This window comes from Micromonospora sp. A200 (assembly GCF_029893845.1).
Classification (GTDB): domain Bacteria; phylum Actinomycetota; class Actinomycetes; order Mycobacteriales; family Micromonosporaceae; genus Micromonospora; species Micromonospora purpureochromogenes.
Genome location: NZ_JARXXY010000021.1, coordinates 1 through 18,542 on the forward strand (window position 1 = coordinate 1; position 18,542 = coordinate 18,542).

15 protein-coding genes are annotated in these 18,542 nt (G+C 69.7%); 10 read left to right on the forward strand and 5 right to left on the reverse strand.

The window, feature by feature from the left end:
* Positions 1-209 precede the first annotated feature (209 nt).
* From M2302_RS20635 to M2302_RS20655, 5 genes are all read left to right on the forward strand, one after another.
* The gene (locus tag M2302_RS20635) at positions 210-389 is read left to right on the forward strand and encodes a hypothetical protein (RefSeq protein ID WP_280839489.1); all 180 of its coding nucleotides are present in this window, start codon (positions 210-212) and stop codon (positions 387-389) included.
* A 49-nt stretch (positions 390-438) separates the two neighbouring features.
* Complete coding sequence (locus tag M2302_RS20640) at positions 439-1,656, forward strand: macrolide family glycosyltransferase (protein ID WP_280839490.1); 1,218 nt, start codon at positions 439-441, stop codon at positions 1,654-1,656.
* Between the two features lie 3 nt (positions 1,657-1,659).
* Positions 1,660-2,151, forward strand: a complete 492-nt coding sequence (locus M2302_RS20645; RefSeq protein ID WP_280839491.1) for a hypothetical protein — start codon at positions 1,660-1,662, stop codon at positions 2,149-2,151.
* Positions 2,148-3,092 carry a hypothetical protein gene (locus tag M2302_RS20650; RefSeq protein WP_280839492.1) on the forward strand — a complete coding sequence of 315 codons (945 nt, stop codon included), beginning with the start codon at positions 2,148-2,150 and terminating at the stop codon, positions 3,090-3,092. The genes M2302_RS20645 and M2302_RS20650 overlap by 4 nt, the downstream gene beginning before the upstream one ends.
* Before the next feature lie 129 nt (positions 3,093-3,221).
* Positions 3,222-4,502 carry an FUSC family protein gene (locus M2302_RS20655; protein ID WP_280839493.1) on the forward strand — a complete coding sequence of 427 codons (1,281 nt, stop codon included), beginning with the start codon at positions 3,222-3,224 and terminating at the stop codon, positions 4,500-4,502.
* 113 nt (positions 4,503-4,615) lie between these two features.
* Here the strand turns inward: M2302_RS20655 and M2302_RS20660 are convergent, their stop codons facing one another.
* Positions 4,616-6,886: a hypothetical protein gene (locus M2302_RS20660; RefSeq protein WP_280839494.1), complete on the reverse strand. Its 2,271-nt coding sequence runs from the start codon at positions 6,884-6,886 to the stop codon at positions 4,616-4,618.
* A 438-nt stretch (positions 6,887-7,324) separates the two neighbouring features.
* Here M2302_RS20660 and M2302_RS20665 point away from each other — a divergent pair, with 438 nt between their 5' ends.
* Entirely contained in the window at positions 7,325-8,953 is a 1,629-nt protein-coding gene (locus M2302_RS20665; RefSeq protein WP_280839495.1) for a right-handed parallel beta-helix repeat-containing protein, read from the forward strand.
* A gap of 149 nt (positions 8,954-9,102) precedes the next feature.
* Complete coding sequence (locus M2302_RS20670; protein ID WP_280839496.1) at positions 9,103-9,690, forward strand: DinB family protein; 588 nt, start codon at positions 9,103-9,105, stop codon at positions 9,688-9,690.
* Between the two features lie 37 nt (positions 9,691-9,727).
* Here M2302_RS20670 and galE read toward each other — a convergent pair whose 3' ends face one another.
* The 3 genes from galE to M2302_RS20685 form a co-directional block, all read right to left on the reverse strand.
* The gene (gene galE / locus M2302_RS20675; protein ID WP_280839497.1) at positions 9,728-10,840 is read right to left on the reverse strand and encodes a UDP-glucose 4-epimerase GalE; all 1,113 of its coding nucleotides are present in this window, start codon (positions 10,838-10,840) and stop codon (positions 9,728-9,730) included.
* Between the two features lie 35 nt (positions 10,841-10,875).
* Positions 10,876-12,696 (reverse strand): glycosyltransferase family 2 protein, encoded by a 1,821-nt coding sequence (locus tag M2302_RS20680; protein WP_280839498.1) that lies wholly within the window; start codon positions 12,694-12,696, stop codon positions 10,876-10,878.
* Between the two features lie 368 nt (positions 12,697-13,064).
* Positions 13,065-14,048, reverse strand: a complete 984-nt coding sequence (locus M2302_RS20685) for a 2-dehydropantoate 2-reductase (protein WP_280839499.1) — start codon at positions 14,046-14,048, stop codon at positions 13,065-13,067.
* A 151-nt stretch (positions 14,049-14,199) separates the two neighbouring features.
* Between M2302_RS20685 and M2302_RS20690 the strand changes: the two genes are divergently transcribed.
* The 3 genes from M2302_RS20690 to M2302_RS20700 all read left to right on the forward strand — a co-directional run bounded on the left by M2302_RS20690 (position 14,200) and on the right by M2302_RS20700 (position 17,590).
* Positions 14,200-15,429: a serine protease gene (locus M2302_RS20690; protein WP_280839500.1), complete on the forward strand. Its 1,230-nt coding sequence runs from the start codon at positions 14,200-14,202 to the stop codon at positions 15,427-15,429.
* Between the two features lie 247 nt (positions 15,430-15,676).
* Positions 15,677-16,882, forward strand: a complete 1,206-nt coding sequence (locus tag M2302_RS20695) for a chitosanase (RefSeq protein ID WP_280839501.1) — start codon at positions 15,677-15,679, stop codon at positions 16,880-16,882.
* A gap of 114 nt (positions 16,883-16,996) precedes the next feature.
* Positions 16,997-17,590, forward strand: coding sequence for a TetR/AcrR family transcriptional regulator (locus M2302_RS20700; RefSeq protein WP_280839502.1), 594 nt, complete (start codon positions 16,997-16,999; stop codon positions 17,588-17,590).
* 87 nt (positions 17,591-17,677) lie between these two features.
* On the opposite strand, the gene M2302_RS20705 is transcribed toward M2302_RS20700, so the two are convergent.
* Positions 17,678-18,541, reverse strand: coding sequence for a diacylglycerol kinase family protein (locus M2302_RS20705; RefSeq protein ID WP_280839503.1), 864 nt, complete (start codon positions 18,539-18,541; stop codon positions 17,678-17,680).
* Position 18,542 lies beyond the last annotated feature (1 nt).

An 18,542-nucleotide genomic window follows, 5' to 3' on the forward strand; every position in this document is an offset into this window, starting at 1 on the left:
CCGCTACGACCGCAAAGGCGACCACTTCGAAGCCTTCGCCACCATCGCAAGCACCCTGATCTGCTACCGCCGCCTCACCAAATGAGACGCGCCCTTAGCTCATGGCACCGGCCCGCCCGCCCACAATTCGCTACCGCCTGGCCCCTGCCCGGACCGCGTCGGCGTCCCACACCGACTGATTCCGCAGACGTCGCAGCGCATCCGGGGACATGTCCGGCCTGTTCAACGAGCTGCCGAAACGTCGTGATCTCAAGATCGGCGAGCAGCCGGTCGCGGTGCGGAGCGGCCCGACCCGCCCGAACCTGCCCGCCGAACGAGGCGAGTACCTTGTCCGCGGCACTGTGCCATCCGGCAGCGTTTACGCTGTTACCGAGAAAGGCGGATCATGATCGTTGCATGTTGCCGGGCACTGACTCCTTCCCAGGCCCGGGTCGGCCGATGAGCGCAGTCGCATTCCTCAACATCGCCATGCACGGGCACATCAACCCGACGCTGCCGGTCGTGGCCGAGCTTGTTCGTCGTGGCCACTCCGTCACCTACCACACGACGGCCGCCTTCGCCGAGGAGATCGCGGCCACCGACGCGCGAGTGCTCCGCTACCCCGGGGAAGACCAACCGCTCGCCAGCACGCCGGTCACGCTGATGGAGCAGCTTGCGCACACCGCCGTACGCGTGCTGCCCGCCGTCCTCACCGATCTGCGCGGTGCCCGGCCCGATCTGATCGTGCACGACTCCCTCTGCCCGTGGGGGCCGGTGGCCGCCCGGGAACTCGACGTGCCGGCAGCGTCGTCGTTCACCACGTTCGCGTTCAACGGGCACATGCCCAGCCCCACCCACGGCTCCTGGGGGCTGCTCGCCGAGGCGGCGGCCCGGCCCCGCCACGCCGGGGGGTACCTGAGGTCGCGCTGGGAGCTGCGCCGGCGGTACGACACAAGTGCGGTGCCCGTGATCGACCTGGCGAACATCCGTCAGCCGCTCAACCTGGTCTACACCTCGCGGGCCTTCCACCCCGATGCCGACAGTTTCGACCAGTCGTACCGGTTCGTCGGACCGAGCATCGGTGCCCGCCCAGCCGACTCGTCGTTCCCGGTCGATCGGCTGCGGGACCCGGTGCTGTACGCCTCCCTGGGCACGCTGTTCAAGGCCGACCCGCGGCTGCTGCGCAGCCTTGCCGACGCGCTCGCCCCGCTCGGTGGCACCGTGATCATCTCCACCGGACACACCGATCCCGCCGAGCTCCGTCCGCTGCCGGCCAACGTGATCGCCCACCGCTCCGTACCGCAGCTGAAGGTGCTGGCCCGAGCAGCGCTGTTCATCACCCACGGCGGGGTGAACAGCGTCAACGAGGCCCTGTACGACGGCGTCCCGATGCTGGTGGTTCCGCAGGGCGCTGACCAGCCGTTGGTGGCTGCCCGCGTCGTCGAGCTCGGTGCCGGCCTCTCGATTCGCACCGAGGACGTGAACGCGGAGGCCGTGCGCGTCCTCGCCCAGCGCCTGCTCGACGAGCCCCGATTCCGGGCCGCCGCGAGCACCCTGCAGGTCGCCCAGCGTCAGGCAGGCGGCTATCTGCGCGCCGCCGACGAACTCGAACGCTATGTGCAGCAGACCGGCCCGGTCACTCAGCCGGGCTCTGCCGATCTGCCACCGCAGGGCTGACCGATGTCCCCTGTCGTCGCCATCCTGCTGCTGTTCGCAGGGCTGTCCGAGGCCGCCGGGCGTGTCCTGCCCCTGTTGGCACGCCTGTCCGGCGTGTCGCACACCAGGGTGGTCGGGTTGATGCTGGCCGGCGCCGTGGTCGAGGGCTCGGTATTCGCGCTCTGGCCGCTGTCCGCGTGGACCCTTGCCGAGCTGGTGATGCAAACCTCACCGTCCGACGAGGCCGCGCTGGTCTGGACACCAGGCCTGGCCGCCCCGCTGCTGCTTGCCGCAGTCCTCGCGTTCCCGCTGCTCGGGCCGCTGCTGCACTTTGTGCTCATGCTGGGTGTGGGGGCCGGCCTCGCCGCTGCGCTCGCCACGGGGGCCGGTCTCGGCTGGTGGCCTGCCGCCGGCTGCGTAGCCGTCGCGGGAGTCGGGCTTGGCGTCGCCGTCGAGGGGGTCCGCCGCCTGGTCGCGAGGCTCAACAGGCCAAGGGCACCGGAGCCACTCACATGATCGGGCTTGCGCTCCTGCTGCTGCTCGGCGGGCTCGGACTGGTCCTGATCGCCGAAGCTCTGCTCGCCCGCTACGAGGTGCTGGTCTATGCCGCAGGCTGGCGGACTCCCACCATCGCGCTCCCCACGGGCATGCCCCCCGCCCGGGGCGCGGACCCGGACCGCCCTCCGGACGCCTACCTGGTCTATCTGGACGGCATCGGGAAACGCCGCTTCCACGACACCCGCGACGGCGGCCGACTGGTCAAGGCCCTGATCGACGGAGCACCGGAGCTCAGGGTGCTGGGCCAGGTGCAGCCCTACTCCCCGCTGGCCGTACCGCTCTCCGACCGGCCGGTGTGGGTATGGCTGCGCCGCCACCTCGGGCTGGTGCTGTTCCTGCACAACGTGATGCAGATCTTCGTCGCCGCCGACCGCCGGTACCGTCCCCTGTACAACCGCGCCGTCGGCTCGCAGATCGCCACTCAGCTCCGGCTCGCCGGTTACCGGCCTGACAGCGGTATCCCCGTGGTACTGCTCAGTTACAGCGGCGGCGCCCAGGTCGCCACCGGCGCGGTGCAGGAACTGTGGTCCCAGCTGCGCTCCCCGCTCTGGCTGATCACTCTCGGCGGGTTCCACAACGGCGCCAACGACATCAGCCACGCCCAGCACTTCGACCAGCTCACCAGTGCCGGCGACACGATTGAGCGAGTCGGCGCCTTGATCTTCCCGCAGCGGTGGCGGCTGTTCCGCCGGAGCGGATGGAACCGGGCCGACCGCGAAGGGAAGATCACCGTGCACTGGCTCGACCCGGCCACCCACATCGGTACGCGCAGCTACATCAGCCCGGGGGCCCGGTTACCCGATGGCCGCAGTCACCTCGACCGGACCGCCGACACCGTGATCGCGCTGATCCGGGATCGCCTCAGCGCGACTGCGAATACCGACGGCCCGCCGCCATGATCGGACGAGGCCGGTGACCTGGCGTCTCGCCCTTGATCGGTCGTGAGCCGCTATTTGTACAGTCGCGGTTATTTCACTCGCAGATCGCCATTGCTGTGTAAATGCGCGCAATCACGGGTAAAGCGCAGCATGCAACAACAGGTGCCACGGCGCCGAGACCTGACGAGGAGTCTCGGCTCCCGCTGGGAACGGTTCGTGCGGGCGGGTCGACGGGGTGCCGCCGAGGACAGGCTCGTCCAACGGCTCAAGGTGCGAGAGCGTGCGATCCGGGTGTACGGCGGAGGCATCGTGGCCCTACAGGCTGGCATCGCTGCGGTGACCGCTTGGCTGCTGTCGCACGAACTGACCGGCAATCCCAGCCCCGTGTTTGCTCCGCTTGCTGCGGTCGGGACTTTGGCCGTGTCTGTTGGGCAGCGGGTACGGCGGATCGTCGAGCTGGTCGTGGGTGTGGCGCTGGGGGTGCTTGTTGGTGATGCGCTTCTGTCCTTCATAGGCATCGGGCCCTGGCAGCTCGGCCTGGTCGTCATCATGTCGATCCTCGCAGCCTTTGCCCTCAGCAGCCGGGCGGCGGTGGTGATCCAGACGGCGAGCACCGCAGTACTGATCACCACATTGAGCCCGCAGGCCCCGAACGTGGAGTCTTCCCGGTTCGTTGACGCGCTGCTCGGCGGTGGTGTCGCACTGGCCACGGCGATCCTCTTGCCGGTCAACCCGTTGAGAGTCGTCAGGCGTGCTGCCGGACCGGCGCTGCGAACGCTGGTCGAACAGCTGACGGAGACGGCAGAGGCGTTGTGCGAGCGCGATATCGAGCGGGCGATCCGGGCCCGGGACCGGCTGCGCGGCAACCAGGAGGAACTTCGGGTATTGCGGGAGGCGGTGGCGGGTGCACGGGAGGTTACCCGGCTGTCTCCGTTGTCATGGCGGCACCGGCACGGCGTGCTCAGTCACTACGCCCGAACCGCCGAGCCGTTGGAGAGGGCGATGGGCAACAGCGGGACAATGATCCGTCGAGCTGTCACGGTCATCGAGGACAAGGAGCCAGTCCCGGCAGCGATGGTCGACGCGGTTCTCGCCCTTGCTGGGGCGGTGCGGATACTTCGGGACGAGTTTGCGGCCCGACGGGAGCCGCACAATGCGCGGGCGAAAGCCCTGCAAGCCGTTGAACATGCCGGCGCAGCGTACGGGGATGACATTGGTTTCTCCGGGACCGTCGTCCTCGCCCAGATTCGCACCACGACCAGCGACCTACTCGTGGTGTCCGGCCTCACCCAGGCCGAAGCCAACAGGCAGGTCCGGTGCGCCTTCGGCACGCTGCCGGATGCGTCGCAACAAGCCCGGCAAAGCAAGGCTACCGGCACTGGCGTCGGTCATTCCCGGCTGACGCCGGATGCGTCGGCCCGGCGGCTCTGATCGCCGCTTCCGGCATCGCTCACCCACACACCGGCCACCTGTCGGGGCAGGCGGGCCAGCGGGAAGCAACGGCGTCAGGGAGCCGGTCCTGATCGGGAGGCCGGGCGTCGAACTCATTGTCCGGCCGGTGGGTCGGCCGGATGAGGCCCTGGGTCCATCGGCTTGCGGAGGCGCTCGACCAGATCGAGCGCCGCCTCGATGTACGGCTCTTCGGACGCGCGGGGCCCGTGTCCCTTGATCGGTGGTGGGACGCTGTCGCTGGCTGGGACGACCACGTCGCTGGGGTCGCGGACGCGGTGGTCCACCGTTGCCGCCGGGCCGGTGACGGTGGGCGGCTCGTCCGGCCGGTGGGCGGAGAAGATCCATCCGCCGATCGCGTCGGTGTCGCGCCAGAGGTTCAACCATCGCCAGCCGACTCGACCACCCACCTCGTGCAGCATGTCGTCGTCGACGTAGGCGGGGAATAGCCGGGCGTAGATCCGCCGCAGTGGTGAGCCGCAGGTGAGTAGGGCGACCCGGCCGCTGACGTGGGGCGGCAGTTGGAGCACGGTGGCGGTGACCAGCACGGAGCCGTGGCTGTACCCGGCGATCAGGACGACGTTGCCGCTTTCGACCAGGTAGGTGATGCGTCGTACCAGCTCCGGCACGGCCCGTTCGGCGTAGCAGGGCGGCGCGAAGGGGTGGGCGGCGCGCGGCCAGAAGGTGGCCAGGTCCCAGAGAACGCCGACGTGGCGCCGGAACCCGGCGGTCCGGTAGGCGAAGATTCCGCCGATGACCAGACTGAGCAGGGTCGCCGCGATCAGGTAGCTGCCCATCCCGATGCCGAAGTTGACCAAGCCGGCCGGCACCCCTGCGTACCGCTCGAGTGCGTCGCCTGGATACAGCCCGAGCAGGTCCAGTGCGGTGGTTGCCGCGCCGAGTCCGGCGAGGCAGGCGTAGACCACGGCCAGCGGTATCAGCCGTTCGGTGAACCGGGCCCGGACGATCGCCTGCTGCACCTGCCGAAGCCGGGGTGCGGCCTCCGGCGGCGGGTCCGGGAAGTCGCGTGCGACGATCGCGGCCGCCGCGCGGGAGCGGCCGCGTCGGGAGATCAGGGTCACCACGCTGGCGACGACCAGCGTGATCAGCGCCGCCCGGAAGAAGCCGTAGATCACCCAGGTGTATGCGGCTGGTGGGCGGGGGACCAGGTCTTGTGAAGTTGATGCGGTGCGGTCCAGGTAGTCGGCCACCCGGCGGACGAGTTCGGCGGAGAACGCCACCGCGAGACCGGCGGCCGCCGCCGCGGTCGCCAGCGCGCCCAGTCCGAGTAGCGGTGGGTGACCCGGCGGTCGGTCCGGGCGCCACAGCAGCGCGGCGGCCAGGGCGGCCAGCAGCCCGGCATGAGCGACGAACAGCCAGGTGAGGGTCGAGCCGTAGCCGGGCAGGCCACCGCCCTCCTGCCAACGGGTGGGGCTGGTCAGGACGTGGGCGAAGACCGCGACGGTGAGACCGACGGCGATCGTCCGCAGCAGGCGGGCGGCACCGTCGAGCCGCCGGTTCGTGGGGGCCCGGTCGATCAGCGGGGGGGCGCAGAGCAGGGCCACACAGGTGGCCAGGACGCCTCCCGTTGCCACCGCCAAAACGATGGTGCTGGCTGAGGCGCCCTGTGCGGCCCGGGCGGCGAGCAGGCTGCCGTCCAGTGTCGCGAACGCCGCAGCGATGTGGATCGAGCGCAGCCGTCCCACCAGTGGCTCGGCGTCCCACTGGCCGACCGAGCTGAGCGGGTGCCCGGACACCGTGCTGTCCGGCGCGCGGAACGCCGTGAACGACCGTCCCGGGCGCGTGCTGGCCCACCAGATCAGGCCGATGGCGGCGGCCGGCACCAGCGCGAGCACCGCCAGCCGCAACCCGGTGGGACGTTCACCCAGCCAGGACAGCCAGCTACGACCAGACAGGCAGGCCGAGGAGGACATGCACTGCCAGGCGACGAGGTCCAGCGCGACGCCGACGGCGGCAAGCACGTACAGGGCGGTCAGGGTGAGGCCCAGCACCCGGCACAGAGATCTGACCACCGCGTCGGAAGCCGGCTTTCCCGGGCGCATCCAGATCGCCACGTTGAGCAGCAGGAACGGCAGCAGGAACACCAGCGAGAGGGTCCGAACCGCGGTGCCGGAGGGCAGGTCACTCCACCGGTACGCCTCCAGGGTCACCCCGCCCGGGCCGTTGACCTCCGAGCAGCCGGGTCGGGGCCGGTAGAAGCCCGCGCTGCGATCCCCCGCGACCTGCTGCACGTTCGGTCGGTCCAACACTTCGGCGGCACCTGCGGCGGCGATCCCGTGCACTCGCAACTCCACCACGTCGTTCGGCGTCGCCGGCCCGCTCACTCGCGCTGGTCCGTCTGACATCGACCCTCCGAGACATCTCGGCAGCCCCACCGCAGGTGGCGGGCTGAGGACGGTCCCGCCGGCCGAGTGGAAGGCGGATCTACCCCACCCGAGGGGCTCTAACCCCGGGACACGGGACTGGTGCCGCCCGGCACGACCACCGTGCCCGCCGACCCCGGGCGGGTCCGCGACGGGCAACCCCGGCGCCTGCCTCGCCCGCGGTGCGCTGCTCAGAGGAGCCCGTACGTGAATCCGGCGGAGTCCGGGCGGATGACGACTACAAGTGCCAGAGTGGCCTAAAATGCCGATATAAGGCGTTTGTCGCGGTATGCAGGGGTTACCGAAGGGCGGTAGGAGTTCTTGCTAGCCGGTACAGATGGGCAACGGAGTGAGGTTGATCTGCAGGCGGACCTGTCAGGTCCGCCAGCCCCCCGGCGTTCACGTCGGCGAATCGGCGCGGTGCTGGTGCTGGCGCTGGCGGTGTTCTTCCCCCTGGTTGCGCATGTTCTCGAGCTCAGGTCGTCGAATCGGGGAGCCGCTCCGCCCGTGATCCACACGTTCCATGTCAGCCCGACCGGGGACGATGCCCGCGACGGCTCCTCGCCCGCCACAGCGTGGCGATCGCTGGACAAGGCCGCCGCCTTCGCCTTCAAGCCGGGAAACAAACTCCTGCTCGAAGGAGGTGCGCACTTTCGCGGGAGCCTGACCTTCGGGTCCGGCGAGGCGGGGGACGCGGCAAATCCGGTCGTTGTCAGCACCTATGGCGCCGGCCGTGCCACGATCGAGGCCGCCGGCGGCGCGGGGATCAGGGTGCACAACACGGCCGGCATCGAGATCCGCGACTTGGTGATCGTCGGCGGCGGGGCGGACAACAGGACCACCGCCGGGATCGAGTTCTACTCCGATGTGACCGACGGCCGGACACTCGACCACGTGGATATCACCGGGGTCGAGGTGAGCGGATTCAAGAACGGAATCCAGATCGCCGCCGGCCCGAAGTCCACCGGCTTCCGTGGCGTACGGATCCGTGCTGCCAACCTGCACGGCAACACGGAGAATGGACTGATCAGCTTCGGACCTCGCTTCGACGCCGCGGCGCCGCGCTATGCGCACGAAGACGTCGTCGTGTCGGAGGTCGAGGCGCACCACAACCCGGGAGACCCGACCAATCACTTCAGTAACACGGGCAGCGGAATCGCGCTCGGCAGTGTGCGAGGCGGGCGCATCGAGCGGTCCAGCGCGCACGACAACGGGTCGTCGGCGGCGGCGCCCGAAGGGCCGGTCGGCATGTGGACCTGGGATTCGACCGCCGTGGTCATGGAGCGCAATGTCTCGTTCCGCAACCACACCGCCGGCCAGAAGGACGGCGGTGGCTTCGACATGGACCAGAACGTGTCCTCGTCGGTCCTGCAGTACAACCTGTCCTACGACAACGACGGCGCCGGATACCTGCTCTACAGCGGCCAGTCCAATGCCGCGCACACCGACAACGTCGTCCGTTTCAACATCAGCATCAACGACGCCCGCAAGCTGCCGGAGTACGCGGGTATCCACCTGGCCGGGTCGGTCAACAACGCCGAGGTCTACCACAACACGGTGGTGATGGAGGCGAAGGACTGGGCCCCCGCGGCCATCCGTCTGCAGAAGTACTTCGGTGGCTTGTCCAACGTCGTCCTGCGCAACAACCTGGTTGTCTCGGGTGGGACCAACCTCGTGCTCGCCGATGAGTTCTCAACCGCCGACGTCCTGTTGCAGGGCAACAACTTCTTCGCCGAATCGGGAAGCTGGGCAGTTTCGTGGGCTGGTACGTCCTATGTCAATCTGGAAGATTGGCGCGCGGCGACCGGGCAGGAACGCCTCGGGGCGAGGGTCGGCGGATCGAGCGCAGACCCGCGTTTCGGGAGGGCCGGTCGCTCGGGCTCGCCGGCCCAACGGGCGAAAGCGCTCACGCCGCGCCGCGATTCGCCGCTGGCCGGCCGCGCCCTCAACCTCCGGTCGCTCTTCGATGTCGATCCGGGACCGGTGGACTTCCTCGGCCGACCGCTCGTCGGGGCCGGCACCGTCGGGGCCATCCAGCCCGCCGCCTGAGCGATGTCTCGCCATTTGGTGGGACACCGTTGTCGACGGCGCCTGGGCTCAGCCCATGGTGGCGGTCGGGAAACGACATCGGTCAGGCTCGGCCGCCTGTGGTGGGCGCAGGTTGAGGCCGCCGGGAGCACGTGGCAGGCTCATGCCCCATGATCGATGACTTCGCGAAGACGCACCTGCACAGCGACCTGCGGGAGATTCGCGAGGCGATCCTTTGGAAGCTCGACGGGCTCGGCGAGTACGACATCCGCCGCCCCCTGACCGCGACTGGCACGAATCTTCTTGGCCTGGTGAAGCACCTGTCGGTCTGGGAGGCCAGATACTTCGGCGACGTCTTCGGGCGGCCGTTCCCCGAACCCCTGGCTCGCTGGGACGACGCCGAGGCGCGCGGCAGAGACATGTGGGCGACCGAGCACGAGACGCGCGAGGAGATCATCGACCGCTACCGTCGCGTGTGGGAGCACTCAGACGCGACGATCATCGCCCTGGACGTCGACTCGCCCGGCTACGTGCCCTGGTGGCCGCGCCCACAGGTCACGCTGTTCGCCATCCTGGTCCACGTGCTCACCGAGACGAACCGGCACGCCGGACACGCCGACATCCTGCGCGAACAGCTCGACGGCTTGACAGGGACAGCAGCCCGATACGCCAATGGGCAGCCCGACGCGGCCTTCTGGGAAGCCAGACGCGCGCAGATCGAGCAGGCCGCCAAGGCAGCCGCTCCTACCCTTGCCTGAGGCGCGGTCGTAAGCCGGTGATCGTCGCCGTCGAGCGTCAACGATGGTCAGGTGCAGGTGATCTGGGCATCGCGTCCGCATCGAGCGATCGCGCCGTCGGGATGGCGGCCGGCCTCGTCAGGTCGTCGTCGAATCCGGCGGGATTCAGCAGCTGGAAGCGCCACGCGTCCCGGCACATCGCGGCGAGGTTCCGGGTCGTGCGCCAGCCCCACTTCCGGGCCGCCGCGCCAGGATCGGCAACCAGTCTGGCCACGTCACCTTGCCGCCGTTCGACGATGTCGTACGGCAGGGACTTTCCACAGGTCGCGCTGACCGCCCGCACGAGCTCCAGGACTGACGTCCCCACGCCGCTGCCGAGATTGAGGGTCTCCAGTCCCGTCACCTCGTCGAGACGCTCCAGTGCGATGCGGTGCGCCTGGGCGACGTCCATGACATGGATGTAGTCGCGCACCGCCGTACCGTCCGCGGTGGCGTAGTCGCGGCCGAAGATGCTCAGCCGTTCGAGCCTGCCGATGGCGACCTGCATCAGATAGGGCATCACGTTCTGCGGGATGCCGCGGGGGTCCTCGCCGAGCAACCCGCTGGGATGCGCGCCGACCGGGTTGAAGTATCGCAGCGCATAGGCCGCCAGCTCCGGGTGCTGCCGGCAGGCGTCGGCGATGATCTGCTCGCACATCCATTTCGATCTGGCGTACGGGTTCGTCGGCCGTGGCGGTGCCTGCTCGTCGATCGGGATCCGGGCCGCCTCCCCGTAGATGGAACACGATGAGGAGAAGACGAGGCGGTGCACGCCGTTTTCCCGCATGCTTCGCAGCAGGCTCGTCGTGCCACCGACGTTCGTGTCGTAGTAGTCGACGGGAATCCACACCGATTCGCCGACCGCCTTCCTCCCGGCGAAGTGGATGACCGCATCGATGGGGTTCTCCGCAAAGATCGCCGAGAGCGCCCGATGATCACGTACGTCGGCCTCGTAGACGCTCAGCAGAGGGCGGCCCGCCACCTTCTCGACCCGGGTCGGTGCCGCCGGTGAGCTGTTGGAGTAGTTGTCGACAATGCACACCTCGTAGCCGTGCTCGAGCAACTCGACACAGGTGTGGCTCCCGATGAAGCCGGCGCCGCCGGTCACCAGGACAGTTTTCGGATCAGACATGAATGTCTCCTTCCAGCGTGTCGGAGATCTGGGAGTTATCGGGTGAGGAGCGGCAGCGCAGGAAGGGGGTATCTGGCGATAGCCGCCGCGAGCGGGAGGAGCGCCACCACGCCGACCAGCAGGGGGCCGATGACGGTCGGGACGGCTGACCGCACGCGCAGCCGGGCGGCCCGGGCTGCCTCCACCATGTGCAGGACGGGTACCGCGAGTCCCACCGCCGCGTAGCAGAGTGCGCCGAGAATGCAGAGGAAGACGTACCCCAGCGTGTGTGTCGACCGCTCGCCGAGCAGGGCGGCCGCGGACAGCACCACGGTGATCACCGTGTAGGGCAGGACGAGTCGGGTGGGGAGTGGCTCCAGGCCGGTGCGCGCCTTGGGGGTGACCTTGAACGAGACCTGCCTGGGCCGCACGTTCAGCCGCGTCGCGGCCAGGACGCCCCAGGCGACGTACGGCCAGCGGGTCAGGGCGAACAACATGTTTTCCCAGCTCACCACCGGCGCTGATCGCGGGCGCAACAGCCCCCGCCGGCGGAGCAGCAAGGTCAGCGGGGGCAGCCACAGCGATACCACAGCCAGGCGGACCAGGTATTCGAAATAGTTGACGTTGACCCAGGGCAGCCCGGTGACCGCCGCGATCGGAGGCAGGGCGAGGCCGACGACCATCACTACCGCCAGTAGCGGATAGTAGGACAGTTGAAACGCGAACTGCAGCCGCAACGCGACGCGCAGTCGCCGGAGGTGATCCGGCACGAGGTCGTAGAGCAGCGTGGTGAGGCTGCGTGACCACTGGAACTCCTGGGTCAGCATGTCGGCGACGGTGAGCGGGCCGTCGCCGTGTGCCTCGGCGTCGATGGCGAAGGTGCCGTGCCAGCCGGCCGAGGTGAGCAGGAACGTCGTGGAGAAGTCCTCGGCCAACTCGGGGCCGAGCCCGCCGATGTCGCGCAGCGCCTTGGTCCGTACGGCGTAGTGCGAGCCGATGCACAGGGGGGCGAGGCCATTGAGGCCTAGCTGGACCGGGCCGTGAAAGGTCGCCTCGCGGTACAGCCGGCCCCGGGCCGACCACGAGTTCGCGCTGTTGGCGTCACAGACGCTCGGTGCGGCGACGTATCCGATGGCGGGATCTGCGAACGGTCGCGTGATCTCGGCAAGATAGGTCGGTTGGGGCACGTGGTCGCAGTCGAGCTGGGCGACCACGTCGTAGTCCCGGTAACCCCAGTGGTCGTAGAAGTAGGCGAGGTTGCCTTCTTTGCAGCGGGTACGGCGAGGCCAGGTGGCCCGGTGGTAGGCGGCGACGCCACTGCGACTGGACACCCGGACCCCATTCGCGGCGCACCATCGCAGGGCCTGCTCGGACGGGTCCTCGTCGCAGAGCCAGACGTCGTACGGGTAGGGAAACCGCTGGGCCAGCATCGCGGTGAGGGTGCGGTGGGCCATCGACCAGGGTTCCGACGGTACGTGGGTCACCACGAAGGCCACCCGCAGCCGCGACACCCCGAGCGCGGGATTGACCTGGCGCAGTCGCGAGACGGCGAGCAGGAAGTAGCCGGGCAGCCCGGTCAGATACAGCATAAGCAGGCTGTTGAGGGCCAGTCCCGCCCAGCCGACGCGGTGCGCGGGTTGCCACCACCACAACCAGAAGGCCACGAAGGAGGTCGCCCAGCCGGCGGTCAGCCCGGCGACGGCCACCCGGTCGCGCCAACGCAGGGCCGATACGAAGGTGGCTGCCCGGGTGGCGCGCAGGTACCGGAAGGGCGCGAAGATCGGTCCACCGGGCCCGGCGCGTAGGACGCGGCCGCCCGAGAGATTCCGGATCTCGGTGTCGAGTGTCTCGGGTGCTGGCCGAGCGGGAGCGCTCATGCCGCGGTCCCTGCCCGCTGCCCGGCCCAGTTCTCCGGCGGTCTTCCCGATCGCCGGACGTCCTCGCCAAGACGGTAGCGCCGACCGGAGTGTTCCGTACCGGATGCGTCCGCCCGGCGACGCCCGCCGGCTCGCCGATTCCCCGAAGTCTGCACGTGCACTTGCGGTCCCCGTATCAAGATCGATGATTGCCGATGCGGTGGCGCCCAGCGGGCCGGTTCTGTCCGACCGGGGCATCCTCGGTCAGCGCAAGTCCGACCAAAGCGATGCTAGTGGCCGCAATCCGGCAAAAGCGGAGTATTGCCGTATTAAGGGGCATCGCCAGGAAGCCCCATACCTCCCGCGAGCGCCCTCGCCGCAGGCCTCGGTCAGTAGAGGCCGCGCTCGCGGGCCGCGAGGCGGGCGAGACCCAGTAGCGCGTCCAGGTGCGGGGTGGGCACGCCGGTCAGCGCGCCGATCTCACCGACCGCGGTGACCAGGGCGTCCAGCTCGATGGTGCGACCAGCCTCGGCGTCCTGGAGCATGGAGGTCTTGAAGGCGCCGAGCCGTCTGGTGGCCTCCGTGCGCTCCGCGATGCTCTGCGAGATCGGGCAGCCGATCCGCACACCGATCTCGGCCGCCTCCGTCATGACCCGCTGGACAAACGTGTTGACCAGCGCGTCGTCGAGGATGCGGTCGGCGGTGGCGCCGGTCAGCGCCGAGATCGGGTTCATGGTCATGTTGCCCCAGAGCTTGAACCAGACGTCCCGCTGGATCGACTCCGACACCGTCACCGTGAACCCGCCGCGGCGCAGCAGGGCGGCCACCGCCGCCGCGCGCGGGGACGCCACGCCCGACGGCTCGCCGATGATCAGCTCGTCACCTGCGGTGTGCACGGCGTGCCCGGGCCGGAGGGTGCGGGCGGCGAGGTGGACCACGCAGCCGATCACCTGCTCAGGTGGCAGCGCCTTCGAGACGACGCCGCCGGGATCGACCGCGTCGAGGACGGTGCCGGCCAGTGGACCGCCGAAGTCGTGGAAGAACCACCACGGCACCCCGTTCAGCGCCGGGACCAGCACGGTCTCCGGGGTGAGCAGCGGCACCAGCGCGGGCGCGAGCGCGGGCAGGTGGTGCGCCTTCACCGCGAGGATCACGACGTCCTGCGGGCCCAGTGCCGCGGCGTCGTCGGTGGCCGCGGCCACCGGGGCGGCCTGCGGCCCGCCGTCGCGCGAGCTCAACAACCAACCGTGCGTACGCAGCGAGGCCAGCGTGTCGTTCCTGGCCAGGGCCGACACGGGGAGCCCGGCCAGGGCCAGGCGCGCGCCGATCACCCCACCGACCGCGCCCGCCCCGACCACGCAGACCTTTCGCACGGAGCCGAAGCTACACCTACCTGGAGCCAGGCCACCGTGGCCGCAGGCGCCGCGACGGCACAAAGATATTGACGTACTTGCATTTCTCGATTGAGTTCCGGTATGAAGGTTCAAAGCCACGTCCGGATGCTGGTTCCGGGGAGGAGCGACGATGAAACATGCCCTACGCCGCCTGCGCACGGTGGCGGTCGCGCTCGGCGCCTGCACACTTGGGCTGAGCCTGCTGTCGGTACCCGCCGCCGAGGCGTACTCGGTGCGACCTCTCGCACCACACTCCGAGCGGGCACCCGAATCGGATCAGTTCTCGGCCGAGGGCGTCACCACGGTCGGTGAACTCCGCACCGTCGACGGCTCCCTGTCCTACGCCCGGGGCGGCCGGACGCAGATCATTCGGCACCCCGGCGCGGCGTACGTCAAGGTGCACTTCAGCTCACTGCGACTGGCTGACGGCGACTACGTCACCGTGTCGAGCCCCGACGGCGAGGAGAGCTACCGATACGACCGCTACCTGAACCGGGCGACCGGCTCGGACTACACCATCGACGGGCAGCCGGGCTTCTGGGCGATGTCGGTGGAGGGTGACACCGCAGTGGTGGCGCTGCACAGCAACCGCCGCTCCCTTGGCAGCGCCGCCACCATCGACCGGTTCTGGCGCGGCTACGACCGCACGGAGATCACGCAGCACAACTTCTCCACGCAGTCCGTCTGCAGCACCGACGCCCGGCGCGACGTCGTCTGCTACCAGAACAGCCACCCGAGCGAGTACGCCCGCGGCAACGCGGTGGCGCGGCTACTGATCAGCGGCGGCGGGCTGTGCACCACCTGGCGGGTCGGCAACACCAACCGCATGCTGACCAACAAGCACTGCTTCTCGACGCAGTCCGCCGTCAGCGGCAGCGAGATGCAGTTCAACTACCAGTGCGCCACCTGTGGCGGCGCGAGCCCCGGGCCCGGCACCAAGGTCAGCGGGGCCACCCTCTACAAGGTGAGCTCCGGCGGCTCCGGCGAACTGGACTACACCCTGTACTCGGTGAACAACTTCACCAACATCCAAGGCTTCGGCACGCTGTACCTGGCGACGACCGCCACCAGCACCGGCACCCGGATGTACATCCCGGGGCACGGCGACGGCAGCCCGAAGCGACTGTCGATCTATGAGAACACCCAGGGTGGCACGACGTGCACCGTGCGGAACGCGAACTACAACACCTGGAACATCAGCTACAGCTGTGACACCTCTGGCGGCAACTCGGGCTCGCCGGTGCTGAACGCCAGCCACCGGGTGATCGCCCTGCACCACCTCGGCGGCTGCCCTTCGAACCAGGGCGCGAAGGCGCACCTGATCTACAACCAGATCGCCAGCCTGATTGACAACGGCTGACGACTGCTGACAACGACGGGCCGTTGGGGCGCGATCCGCTCCCCAACGGCCCATCGGCATGCCGTACCTGCCGAGTCGCGGGGTGGGCAGGTTCCCTAGCACCGTCGGTAGATTGACAGCGCATAGACGTACTGGTATCTGTTAATAAGGTTATCTAATGCGTCACGGCGGTAACCGGGACCGTCCGACGCGGCGCAGGCCACCAACCGGAGGGCGGTAGCACCGCACCCCCATCCGAGGAGAGCCCATGCTTCGCAAGCGGACAGTCGCCCACCTTTCAGCGGCTCTGCTGGTATCCACCGCGACGGTTGGCTACGGCCTGTCGTCGGCCAGCGCCGCGTCGGCCGGGCCGATCACCGGCCTCGGTGGGAAGTGCGTCGACGTGGCCGGCGCCAACCCGGCCAACGGCACGCCGGTCCAGCTCTGGGACTGCAACGGCACCGCAGCCCAGGCATGGACGGTCGGCAATGCCGACGGCTCGGTCCGCGCGCTCGGCAAGTGCCTGGACGTCACCGCCGCGTCGACCGCCGACGGCGCCAAGGTGCAGCTGTACGACTGCAACGGCACCGGCGCCCAGAAGTGGGCCGCCAGCAACGGCGCGCTGGTCAACACCGGCTCGGGCAAGTGCCTCGACACCACGGACTGGAGCACGGCCAACGGCACCCGGTTGCAGATCTGGAGTTGCTCCGGCAACGCCAACCAGCGGTGGGTCCTGCCCGGCGGCGGTGCCACGCCCAGCCCGTCCGCCCCGGCCGGCGCCCCCCTCGACGACCCGGCGAAGAAGGACGTCGCCATGCAGCTCGTCTCGGCGGCGGAGAACTCTTCCCTCGACTGGCGCGCGCAGTTCTCCTACATCGAGGACATCGGCGACGGGCGGGGCTACACCGCCGGCATCATCGGTTTCTGCTCCGGCACGGGCGACATGCTCGCACTGGTGGAGGCTTACACGAGGACCAAGCCCGGCAACGTGTTGGCCGGGTACCTGCCGGCCCTGCGCGCCGTCAACGGCACTGACTCGCACGCCGGCCTCGACCCGTACTTCCCCCGCGACTGGCGGACCGCCGCCGCGGACCCGGTGTTCCGGGTCGCACAGGAGGCCGAGCGGGACCGGGTGTACTTCAACCCGTCGGTACGCGACGGCAAGGCCGACGGGGTACGGGCGCTCGGGCAGTTCGCCTACTACGACGCGGCCGTGATGCACGGCTATGAGGGCATGCGGGGGATCCGCAGCCGTGCCCTCACCCGAGCGAAGCCGCCGACGCAGGGCGGCGACGAGCGGACCTGGCTGAACGCCTTTCTCGATGAGCGGGTCGCCGAGATGAGGAAGGAGCCGGCTCACTCGGACACCTCCCGCGTCGACACCGCCCAGCGGGTCTTTCTCAACAACGGGAACTTCAACCTGAACACCCCGCTGGTCTTCGCCGTCTACGGCGACCAGTACCGCATCGGATGACGACCGCCCCGGTCGCGAGGGGGTAGGTCGTCGCCTGTCACATGGGGGATCGCTGTGACCGCATGTCGTCCACGCCCGGGGCGACCGGAACAGTGAGCGTGGTAGACATTCCGCGTGGTGGAGGTGAGCCAGCCCGGCGAGCGCGGCGTCGACGACGCGGTCCTGGACGCTGCCCGGGACTGTGTCCTCGCCTACGGGGTGCGTCGCACGACGCTGACGGACGTGGCGCGACGTGCCGGGGTCTCGCGGATGACGGTCTACCGGCGCTGGCCGGACGTGCAGTCGCTGATCGGGGACCTGATGAGCCGGGAGTGGCATCAGGTGCTGACGGAGGCCGCGGACGACGGGCGCGCGGGCTCCGCCCGGTCCCGCCTGGTCTCGCGGGTGGTGGCGGCGGCCCGGGTGCTACGGAGTCACCCGTTGCTGTGCAAGATCCGCGACGTCGATCCGGAGGTGCTGCTGCCGTACCTGCTGGACCGGCGCGGCAACGGCCAGGACGAGATGCTGCGGTTTCTCGTGGCGGCGCTGGTCGATGGCCACGAGGACGGCTCGGTCCGCGTCGACGATGCCGAGGTGCTGGCCCGCATGGTGTACCTGACCACGCAGTCCTTCGTGCTGTCCCTCCGCACGGTCGCCGATGACGTGCCGGTCGCCGAGTTCGACCGGGAGCTGGTCCGGCTGGTCGACGGCTATCTCCGGCCGGACTAGGGCTGCGTCGAAGTCGCTGTATCCGCAGTACGGACCGGTGCCGCCGGAGAACGCGAACGGGTGCGGGTGACCGACTTCGACAGGGCCTTAGCCGCAGATGATCCGCAGCGCGCGCGGGCGGAGCGTGACGTGCACCTGGTCGCCCCGGCCGATCGGGTCGCCGTCCCCGTACGCGACCACCGGCCGGTCGGCGCGTACCGTGACCGAGCTGCCGCGGTAGGACGTGACCTGCCGGCGTCCGAGATGCCAGCCGGCGCGCATCTGTCGCAACACGACCGGGAACAGCAGCTTCGGAGCGTGTCGGACCACGACGACGTCCAGCGCTCCGTCGTCGGGCTGCGCCATCGGGGCGATGTGCAGCCCGCGGCCGTAGTACCCGCAGTTGGCCACCACCACCGTGTAGGCGTGCAGCTCCTCCGTCCGGCCGTCCACGGTGATGGTGTACCGGGTCCGCGGCCACCGCAGCAGCGCCCGCAGACCGGTGGTGGGATACACCAGCGACGCGGGCAGGCGTGACCGGTTGGCCAGTTCGTTGGCGGCCGCGTCGACGCCCGTGTAGACGCTGCCGACGACCGTCTGCCCGGCGACGCGGAGCACGTCGAGGTGCCGGGGCCGGCCGTGCAGCAGGAGGTCGGCGACGGCATCGGGGGAGTGCGGCAAACCCAACTGGCGGGCGAAGTCGTTGCCGCGCCCGGCCGGGATGACACCGAGCAGGCCGCCGAGGTCGGCGACCACGCCGGCGAGCAGCCGGATGGTGCCGTCACCGCCGGCGGCGACGACCACCTCGTCGTCCCGCACCGCGGCGGCGGCGCGGTGGCGGGCCTGCTCGGCGGTCTGCGTGTACTCCACCCGGATCCGCGCGCCGACGGCGCGGAGCTGGTGAGCCACCGGCATCACGCGGGACAGTCCTCGGCGCGCGGCCGGCCCGAGGATCACGGTGAAGGCGCGCACC